The sequence below is a fragment of the Caballeronia novacaledonica genome (genome assembly GCF_900258035.1).
Lineage (GTDB): Bacteria > Pseudomonadota > Gammaproteobacteria > Burkholderiales > Burkholderiaceae > Caballeronia > Caballeronia novacaledonica.
On record NZ_OGTP01000010.1, the window covers coordinates 208,213 to 218,281 of the forward strand.

Here is a 10,069-nt window from a genome sequence, read left to right on the forward strand (position 1 = left end):
GCTGCCGGCCGTGTCCGGCAACGCGCGTCTTGCCAGGATTTCCATGCAAAACCTCACCGCACCCGAACTCGCCGCGTGGCTCGCGGATGCTTCGCGCCCCGCTCCCGTTCTGCTCGACGTGCGCGAGCCCTGGGAAATCCAGACGGCGAAGATGGACAACATCGTGGCGATTCCGATGCGCGACATCCCCGCGCGCAGCGAAGAACTCGACGACGAATCGCAGATCGTCTGCATCTGCCATCACGGCGCGCGCAGCGCGCAGGTCGCGATGTTCCTGGAATCGCGCGGCTTCACGCAGACGTTCAACCTGTACGGCGGCATCGACGCGTGGTCGCGTCAGGTCGACCCGTCGGTGCCCACTTACTGATTTCTCACCCCCCGCTCGACCACAACGGCGCGCCGCTCGCCGAATAGACGACGAGATATCCGCTCGGAAGGACGCTCGCATAAGCGCCCGGATTGCCCGAGGTGTGGGTCTGCCAGACCATCGCGCCGTTGTTGTCGTACATCGCCAGATTGCCGTCCTCCTGCATCCGGATTTCGACGCCCGGCGCGCCGCTCACGCGCGATGACCACATCGCCGCCCCGTTGTTCATCGCGACGAGATAACCGTCGCCCTGCAAGTTCAATTGCGCGCCGCCGCTGCACGCCGCGAGCGATCCGCCCGCGCCGAGGCCCTCGCCCATCGCGATACGTCCACACACCGCCGGCGCGTTGATCGGCGGCAGCGCGGCGAACCACGTCAGATCGACGGCATTGGCGATCGCCTGCATGCCGGCATCGTCCGGATGCAGATCGTCGCCGCTGTTGTAGGCGCGCGCGTAGGCGGTGGACTCGTACGCGCCCGCCGGATTGCCCAGCACCGCGGCCTGATCGAGCACGGCGTCGCAGCCGCTGTTCCGGGTGCGCAGGTACGCATTCACGGTCTGACGCGTGTTCTCGATCTCGGGCGTCCATGCGTCCAGGCCCTGGAAGGGCGTGAGCGTCGAGCAGATCAGGCCCACTCTCGCGACCATCGTCTGCTGGACAAGCTGCTGATAGGCGTCGATGAGTTGCTGCGCGCTCGGCGGATTGCCGCCGATGAGATTGTTCACCGCATCGTCGGAAACGATCACCCACTTCACGTTGGACTGCGCGAGCACGTCGCGGGCAAAGCGCGTGAGCCCGGCCTGACCCGAGCCGTTCGTGAAGAAATCGTTGCCGCTGATGCCCTGGTTCAGCACGCCGACGGTCATGCCCGCGCGGTTCAGCCGCTCCGCGAGCCGGTTCGGCCAGCGCCGGTTCGTGTTGGGCGTCGACGCGAACCCGTCCGTGATCGACGCGCCGAACGTGACCACCGCGCCCGTCGCGGCGGCGTTCATCACATCGACATTGGTGAGGAAATAGTACGACTGCTCGCCCGCCGCGTTCACGACGCCGCCCGCGAACGTCGGGTCCGCGCTGACGTCGCCGGGCGCGATCCAGTTGTCCTGCATGCCCTCGACATGGCCGGTCGCACCCGCTTGCGTCTGCGACGGAATGTGGAAGCTCACGACGATATCGGCGAGCGCCGGCACCTGAAACGGGATGGCGTCGGTCTGCACCGTGCCGCCCGCGGGAATCGTCACGTAGGGCTGGCCGTTGAAGGTCGCGGCCTTGTCGGAGCCGGCGATCGTCCCCGGCCCGCTCGAACGCCGCGCGACATGCACGTCGCCGAGCCTGACCGGCTGCGCGCCGAACAGATTGGAAAACGTCAGGCGCGCCGCCGTGCCGCCGATGCTCGTATGCACGACGTGGCGGATCGTCTGGTTGTTGAAACCGGGATCGGCCGTGATGTCGGGCGCGGCTGCCCAGGTTCCGGTCCACGGTGCGCTCGTGATGACCCCCTGCGCGAAATAATGAGACGTATCCGGCCAGGACAGGAAAACGACGAGCGCCAGGCCGACGAGCTTGTGCAAACCTCGCTTCACGTTCGCCTCCCTGACCGGTCTTCTGATTGATGGAAGGAAACTAGACCACGTCGGCCGCGCCGTCGTCGTGCGCTAACGTACAGACAACGCCAAACGCCTCGACATCGACCAAAAAACAGAAAGCCGCATGAAAGTTTCTCTCATGCGGCTTTGGTCGAACGTCAGACGGAACGCGGATCAGACGACGTTCATCGCCAGCGCGCTCGCGCGATAGTGCTCCGCCGCCTTTTCGGTGTCGCCCAGTTGCTCGTGCAGCCGGGCAAGCGCGCGATGCGTGCGGATCTTGAGGGGTTCGTTGTCGGCGAGCTTCAGCGCCGACTCGAGAAACGCCTGCGCCTTGCCCCACAACTGCTGATGCAGACACAGCCGCCCGAGCGTGAAGAGCAGGTCGGCGTCTTCGGTGCGTTCCTTCTGCCACGCTTCGGCGCGCTGAATGAGCGGGAACGCGTCGCCACCGACGATGCAATCCGGATAGCGCCGCAAGAGCCGCGCGTCCCAGTTGTGCGCGAGCGCATCCTCGACGATCTTCTTCGCTTCCGCGCGACGATCGAGCGCGATCAGCAATTCGGCGGCGAGATCGGCGAGACGCGGCGACTGACGCTCGGTCGCCGAAAGCGATTGCCACAGTTCGAGCAGCGCGTCGGGATTGTGCCGCCGGTCGCGCAGCAGGTTTTCCGCCGCCACCTGACGCAGCCGCACCGCGACCGCCGGATGCAGCGCCTCGCGCTTCTCCAGCATGCGCGCGAGCTTCAGCACTTCGCCCCAGTTCTTCAACTGCTGCTGCGCGCGCAGCGCGATCTGCTGCGCGTGAATGCGCCGGCCGCCCTGCGCCTGCATTTCGGTGAGCGCGACGAGCGCGCCGTCGGCATCGCGGCCATCGGCGCGCATGTCGGCGGTCGCCATCAGACGCGCGTCCTGCCAGTCCGCGCCGGACACCTGCGCGAGCCATTCGTCGCGGCGCGCATATTCGTGCAGACGGTGCGCCGCGTTTGCACCGATGAGCCCTGCCGCGCCCTTGTTGTCGTCGACGGACAGCGCGTCGCGGGCGGCTTTCTCGGCCTTCGAGAAGCGCCCGGCGTACAGATGCCCGACCGCATCGCGCAGCGACGCATTCGCCTTCGCGAGCTTGCTGCGCGCGCGATACGCGGCGACGCGCGACGGCATTTTCCACACGCCGCGCGCCGCGCGAATGAGCGCGTAGAGCACGATGAACAGCACGACGAGCGCCACGGCGAACAGATTGAGCGACATGTCGACCCGATACGGCGGGATCACGAGCAGGATCTGCCCGCCGTTGAAGCCCCCGACCGTCGCGACGATCACCGCGACGGCGAACAGCAGCGCGAGCCAGATGAGTCCACGAATCGTCATCATCCGCCTCGCTTGAACTGATGGACGGCGGCGAGGCTGGCGTTCAGGTTCGGCACGGCGACGGCGAGCGACGCCTGATCGACCTGCTTCACGAGATCGCGCACGGCCTGCACTTTTTTGGACGATGCGTCGAAGTAGCGCGCGAGCGCGGCATCGGCGACGCGCAGATCCGACTTGAGCGTCGGCTCGCTGCGCGACAGCAGCGACAGACGCGCGGACAGAAGACGCAGCTTCACGTTCTCGCGCACGAAATAGCCTTGGTCGGGCGACGTGAGCATTGCGTCGGCGTTATCGATGCGCCGCACCGACACGAGGCTCGACAACTGCTGGCCGATGCCGCTCGTGATCTGATGCCACAGCACCTTCCAGCGCGGCTCGCCGGTCGCCGCGGCGATCGACGCGCTGTTGCCCGGCTCGGCCGTCTGCGCGCGGGCGCGTGCGATCGGCGCTTCGCCCGACAGCGGCAACTGGTCGATCTGGTCGATGGCCGTGTCGAGCTTGATCGCGAGGCCGGTGAGATCGGTGGTGGGCGTGGCCTTCAGCTTGTCCATGTCCAGCGCGATCGCCTTGCGGATCGCGACGACCTGCGGACCGGTGGTCGCGGCGAGGCGCGTGTCGGCGCTTTGCAGCGCGAAGAGCGCGAGTTGCACGTTGCCGGTCAATTGCAGTTGCTGGCTCGCGCTCGACAGAATCTGCTCGACTTCGGCGACGGTCCAGTCGTCGCGATTGCTCGCGAGATCCTGATATTGCTGCTGCAACGCCTGGCTGTGCGCTTCGGCGTCGTTGAGCTTGCCTTGCAACTGGATGATCTGCGTGTTGAGCGCGGTGGTCGCGCTCGCGGCCTGATCGGCTTTCGCGCGCAGATCGGCGTTCTGGCCGTCGGACTGGGCGAGGCGCTGCGTCAGTTGCGCGTCGGCGCGGTCGAACTTGCGGTTCAGGACGAACGCGCCCGCGCCCGCCGCCACCGCCAGAATGACGACGACGAACCACAACAACACGATGCCCGCGCCGCCGCGACGCTTCTGCTGCTCGAAAGGCGTGAAAGGCGTGTTCGGCGGCAAGGGCGGTGTCACGTTCGGCTGAGGTGAAGCTTTTTTGGAATCGTTCGAATCAGTCATGCGTGATTGAGCCGTTTGGTGGGCCGGCGCGGTGGCCGGATGGGCGTCCGTCGGCGCGGATGAGGATTGCTTCGAGCTCGATGCGCTCGCCGCAGCGCTCGCAAATGCGTAGGCCTCCGGATCGCGTGATGTCGATGCCCGCGCGGACGCGGCGCCGGTTTCTGACGGGAACAGCGCTTCCAGCGAGTGTGCGATGCGTTCGTCGCCCGCGCCGGACACCGTAATCCTATCAAAACCCGCTCCCCGCGCGGCTTCGGCGATGCGCGGGTGCGGGCAGACGACCGGCGTGCGCTTGAGCAGCACGATTTCGCCGGCGGTGAGATGTTCGTGCGCGAGCTCGTCGAGATTGCGCACGCCTTCGGAACTCGTCAGCAGCCACGCGTGCGCCTTGCCCGAAAGCAGTTCGTGGATGCGCTCCCACTTCTGCATCGACGGCTCGGGCAGCACGCGGCGGTACGCGGCGGCTTTCTCGACGCGCGCGCCCGCCTCGGCCAGCCGTTCGGCGAGCCATTCGCGGCCGCCGTCGCCGCGCACGATCAGCACGCGCCGGCCTTCGAGACCGTTCGTGCCGAAATGCGCTTCGATCGCGGTGTAGAGCGCTTCCGAGTCGAAGCGCGGATCGGCTTCTTCCGCCGGCGGACTGATCACGCGATGCGCGGGCGCGTGCACGCCCTGCCGCGCCAGCGCCGCGACCGATCCCGGACCGACGACCGCGACGGGCAGATCCACGGGCCACGGCGCGGCGAGCCGCGCGAAAGCATGATCGATCGCATTCGGCGACACGAACACGACGAGTGCGTAACGCGCGGGCATGTCCGGCAAGTCCGGCGGCAGAAAAAGCTCGTCGAGCGCGGCGCGCAGCGGGGCATCGTCGGCGACGGGCGCGATATCGATGAGCGGAAATTCCAGCGTGTCGAAGCCGGCGCTCGCGAGGTGCGCGAGCAACGCGGACGACTGTCCGCCCGGACGCGTGACGACGACGGTGGCGCGGCGCTCGCTCGCCATCAGGACTTCGGCGCCGAGGGCGCGGCGTTGGGGGCATCGGCGCGGCTCATCGTCGTGAGCGCGTTGACGATGTCCATTGCGCCTTGCGCTTCGAGATCCGCCGATACGCGCTTGCCGAGCGCGAGCGCGCCGGCGAGATCGGGCGAACGCACGGTTTCTTCGGCGCGCAATACGCGTTTGCCGTCGGGCATCGACACCGCGCCGCGCAAGTGCAGCGCGCCTTCGCGCCACACGGCATGCGCCGCGAGCGGCACTTCGCAACTGCCGCCGAGCGCACGCGACACCGCGCGTTCCGCTTCGACCGCGAGCGCGGTGGCTTCGTCGTGCAAGGGTTCGAGCCACGCGGCGAGATCGGCGCGATCCGCGCGAATCTCGATGCCGAGCGCGCCCTGCCCCGCCGCCGGCAAACTCTCCGAAGGATCGAGCAGCGCCCGGATGCGCGCTTCGAGCCCGAGCCGCTTCAAACCGGCGGCCGCGAGAATGATCGCCGCATATTCGCCGCGATCGAGCTTGCCGAGACGCGTGTCGAGATTGCCGCGCAACGGACGCACTTCGAGCGCGGGAAAGCGCGCGCGGATCATCGCTTCGCGGCGCAGACTCGACGTGCCGACGATGCTTCCCGCCGGCAACGCCTCCAGCGATTCATAGTGCGGCGAGACGAACGCATCGCGCGGATCTTCGCGCTCCAGAATGGCGCCGAGCGCGAAGCCTTCGGGCAGTTCCATCGGCACGTCTTTGAGCGAATGCACGGCGAGATCGGCGCGGCCATCGGCGAGCGCGGCTTCGAGTTCTTTCACGAAGAGACCCTTGCCGCCGACCTTCGACAACGTGCGATCCAGAATCTGATCGCCGCGCGTCGTCATTCCGAGGATTTTTATGTCACAAGATGGATATAATTTGTGCAGCGCACACCGCACATGCTCGGCTTGCCACATCGCAAGCCGGCTTTCCCGCGAAGCGATGGTGATGCTCGCGGGCGGTGTCGTTGAATGCGTCTCGGAATTCATTGATGCTCGATCGAATGACGGGATGGATGATAGACATTAGCGAACAATGGTAGCACGCACGCCAGGGTCCACCGACACACGGGCACCGCGCGAGAGCCTTGTCCGATGCGCCTTTCGGGGCGTCCGTGGCACGTTTATACGCGGGTGAACGGCGGCGCATGCCGCTTCTCGCGCGACGAACGTTCCGGAGCCCGCTAAACGCCGCGGCATGCTGTCGCCGGTTTGACGCACGGCCGTTCGCGCGGCCTGCGGTTTCCTGTGCCGTGTCGCGTCGATGTGCCCCTGGCTTCGCAGCTTCTGAGAGGAACCCAACGTGACGTCTTCTGGATCGGCTCGCCCGGCGCGCCGCAACGCCGCATTGCCCAAGTCTCCCTCCTCCGACGCGCCCCGCGCGACGTCGTCGTCCATCGTCACGGCGAAGGCCGCCACGGCCGCGAAGGCGTCGAAAACGGCCATCGCGCCGAAACCGAGACCCGGCATCAAGGCTGCGGCCAAGCGCGTTGCGACCAAAACGAAAGCGCCGCGCGCCAACGGCGCGGCCGCGCCGAAATCGACGACCCGCACGCGCGACGACAAAGACCGCCCGCTCTTCGAAGACATCCGCTTTCTCGGGCGCCTGCTCGGTGAAGTGCTGCGCGAGCAGGAAGGCGACGCCGTGTTCGACGTGGTCGAAGCCATTCGTCAGACGGCCGTGAAGTTCCGTCGCGAAGACGACAGCGAAGCCGCGCAGACGCTGGAGAAGAAGCTGCGCGCGCTGTCGCCGGAACAGACGGTGTCGGTGGTGCGCGCATTCAGCTATTTCTCGCATCTGGCGAACATCGCGGAAGACCGCCATCACAATCGCCGCCGCCGCATCCACGCGCTCGCGGGCTCCGTCTCGCAACCGGGCACGATCGCCTATGCCATCGAGCGCATGCGCGAGCACAAGAACATCAGCGCGACGCGCAAGCTGCTGGAGAAGTTTTTCGGCGACGCGCTCATCGTGCCGGTTCTCACCGCGCATCCGACCGAAGTCTCGCGCAAGAGCATTCTCGACGCGCAGCACGACATCGCGCGCCTGCTCGCCGAACGCGATCAGGAACTGACCGCCCGCGAGCGCGCGCAGAACGAAGCCGTGCTGCGTGCGCGGGTGACGTCGCTGTGGCAGACGCGCATGCTGCGCGAAACGCGGCTCTCCGTCACCGATGAAATCGACAACGCGCTGTCCTACTATCGCGCGACGTTCCTCGCGGAGATTCCCGCGCTTTACGCCGATATCGAAGGCGCGCTCGCCGAGCACGGCCTGCCCGTGCGCCTGCCGCCCTTCTTCCAGATGGGAAGCTGGATCGGCGGCGACCGCGACGGCAATCCGTTCGTCACCGGCGAAACGCTCGAAACCGCGATCACCCGTCAGGCGATCGTCATCTTCGAACACTATCTCGAAGAGACGCACAAGCTCGGCGCGGAATTGTCGGTGTCGAATCTGCTGGCCGGTTCGAGCGATGCGCTGAAGGCGCTCGCCGATGCCTCGCCGGATCAGTCGCCGCATCGCACGGACGAGCCGTACCGGCGCGCGCTGATCGGCATGTATACGCGGCTCGCGGCGAGCGCGCGCGTGCGGCTCGGCGAAGGCGTCGTCGCGGTGCGCAGCGCGGGCGCCGGCCAGCCGCAGATTCGCGCGACGCCCTACGCCGACGCCTCCGAATTCGTGCGCGACCTGCACGTGCTGATCGACTCGCTCACGGAGCATCACGGCGCGTCGATGTCTACCCTGCGTTTGTCGCCGCTCGCGCGCGCCGCCGAAGTGTTCGGCTTCCATCTCGCGAGCATCGACTTGCGGCAAAGCTCGGATATCCACGAAGCGGTGGTCGCCGAACTGCTTTCGCGCGCGGGTGTGGCCGCGGATTACGCGTCGCTGACCGAAGAGCAGAAGCGCGACGTGCTGCTGAAGGAACTGGCGCAGCCGCGTCCGCTGCGCCTGCCTTACGCGGAGTATTCGGATCTCGCGAAGAGCGAGCTCGGCGTGCTCGAAGCCGCGCGCGAGACGCGCCGGAAGTTCGGCACGCGCGCGGTGCGCAACTACATCATCTCGCATACGGAAACCGTCAGCGATCTGCTCGAAGTGATGCTGCTGCAGAAGGAAACCGGCGTGCTGCAAGGCTGCGTCGGCAGCAAGGACGATCCCGCGCGCGACGGCCTGATGGTGATTCCGCTCTTCGAGACCATCGCCGACTTGCGCAACGCGCCGGTCATCATGGGCGAATTCTTCGCGCTGCCGGGCATCGACAAGCTGATCGAAAATCAGGGCAACGAGCAGGAAGTGATGCTCGGCTATTCGGACAGCAACAAGGACGGCGGTTTCCTCACGTCGAACTGGGAGCTGTATCGCGCGGAAGTGGCGCTGGTTGCGCTTTTCAAGGAACGCGGCACGACGCTGCGGCTGTTCCACGGGCGCGGCGGCACGGTCGGACGCGGCGGCGGCCCGACCTATCAGGCGATTCTGTCGCAGCCGCCCGGCACCGTCGACGGGCAAATCCGCCTGACCGAGCAAGGCGAAGTGATCGCGAGCAAGTTCGCGAACGCGGAGATCGGGCGGCGCAATCTGGAGACGGTCGTCGCCGCGACGCTCGAAGCATCGCTGCTGCCGCACGAGAACGCGCCCGCGCAATTGCCGCAATTCGAAGCGACGATGCAGACGCTCTCCGATTCCGCGATGGCCGCGTACCGCGCGCTCGTCTACGAGACGCCCGGCTTCACCGACTACTTCTTCCTGTCCACGCCGATTTCGGAGATCGCGGAGCTGAACATCGGCAGCCGGCCGGCGTCGCGCAAGCTGCAGGATCCGAAGCAGCGCAAGATCGAGGATCTTCGCGCGATTCCGTGGGGCTTCTCGTGGGGTCAGTGCCGTTTGCTGTTGACGGGCTGGTACGGCTTCGGCAGCGCGGTATCGGCGTATCTCGACCGCGCCGGCTCCGACGACGAACGCGCGAAACGTCTCGCGACGCTGCGCAAGATGCACAAGACGTGGCCGTTCTTCAAGAACCTGCTGTCGAACATGGACATGGTGCTCGCGAAGACCGATCTCGCGGTTGCGTCGCGCTATGCGCAACTCGTCACCGACAGGAAGCTGCGCAAGACGGTGTTCGACAAGATCGTCGCGGAGCATGAGCGCACGTCGAACGTGCTCGCCGAGATCACCGGCAAGGGCGAGCGTCTCGCGGACAACCCGCTGCTCGCGCGCTCGATCAAGAACCGCTTCCCGTATCTCGATCCGCTCAACCACTTGCAGGTGGAACTGCTCAAGCGCCACCGCGCGGGCGATCAGAACGTGCGCCTGCGGCGCGGGATTCATTTGACGATCAACGGGATTGCGGCGGGGCTGCGTAATACGGGGTGATGTTACGGCGCGGGCCGGGGTTTTCGCCGGATCGCGTATTCGTGGTGGAGGTCACTTTCTTTGCTGTTGCAAAGAAAGTGACCAAAGAAAGCAGCTTTTATCGCGCTCGGTGCGGGGGCTTTCTGAGGCTTCGAGGGTTTGAGTGAAACTTGCCTTCGCGTCGGTCTATTAGCGTTGCCCCTGTGCGGGGCGGCAGTCACTTTCTTTGCTGCTGCAAAGAAAGTAACCAAAGAAAGCAGCTTT

The 10,069-nt window shown here is 66.4% G+C and carries 6 protein-coding genes and 1 pseudogene; 2 read left to right on the forward strand and 5 right to left on the reverse strand.

Features of this window, described 5'->3' with window-relative positions; genetic code table 11:
• Positions 1-43 precede the first annotated feature (43 nt).
• Positions 44-367: a rhodanese-like domain-containing protein gene (locus NOV72_RS16850; protein WP_106855747.1), complete on the forward strand. Its 324-nt coding sequence runs from the start codon at positions 44-46 to the stop codon at positions 365-367.
• A 4-nt stretch (positions 368-371) separates the two neighbouring features.
• Here NOV72_RS16850 and NOV72_RS16855 read toward each other — a convergent pair whose 3' ends face one another.
• The 4 genes from NOV72_RS16855 to hemC form a co-directional block, all read right to left on the reverse strand.
• On the reverse strand, positions 372-1,949 hold the full coding sequence (locus NOV72_RS16855) for a GDSL-type esterase/lipase family protein (protein ID WP_106855727.1): 1,578 nt from the start codon (positions 1,947-1,949) through the stop codon (positions 372-374).
• 177 nt (positions 1,950-2,126) lie between these two features.
• Complete coding sequence (locus tag NOV72_RS16860) at positions 2,127-3,320, reverse strand: heme biosynthesis protein HemY (protein WP_106855748.1); 1,194 nt, start codon at positions 3,318-3,320, stop codon at positions 2,127-2,129.
• The gene (gene hemDX / locus NOV72_RS16865) at positions 3,320-5,443 is read right to left on the reverse strand and encodes a fused uroporphyrinogen-III synthase HemD/membrane protein HemX (RefSeq protein ID WP_106855728.1); all 2,124 of its coding nucleotides are present in this window, start codon (positions 5,441-5,443) and stop codon (positions 3,320-3,322) included. Before hemDX ends, NOV72_RS16860 begins: the two co-directional genes overlap by 1 nt.
• The gene (hemC, locus tag NOV72_RS16870) at positions 5,443-6,450 is read right to left on the reverse strand and encodes a hydroxymethylbilane synthase (RefSeq protein ID WP_106855729.1); all 1,008 of its coding nucleotides are present in this window, start codon (positions 6,448-6,450) and stop codon (positions 5,443-5,445) included. Before hemC ends, hemDX begins: the two co-directional genes overlap by 1 nt.
• A gap of 313 nt (positions 6,451-6,763) precedes the next feature.
• On the opposite strand from hemC, the gene ppc reads away from it, so the two are divergent.
• Positions 6,764-9,826 carry a phosphoenolpyruvate carboxylase gene (gene ppc / locus NOV72_RS16875; RefSeq protein WP_106855730.1) on the forward strand — a complete coding sequence of 1,021 codons (3,063 nt, stop codon included), beginning with the start codon at positions 6,764-6,766 and terminating at the stop codon, positions 9,824-9,826.
• A gap of 2 nt (positions 9,827-9,828) precedes the next feature.
• Here the strand turns inward: ppc and NOV72_RS32555 are convergent.
• Positions 9,829-10,069 (reverse strand): annotated as a pseudogene (locus NOV72_RS32555) (hypothetical protein); the annotation flags it as partial.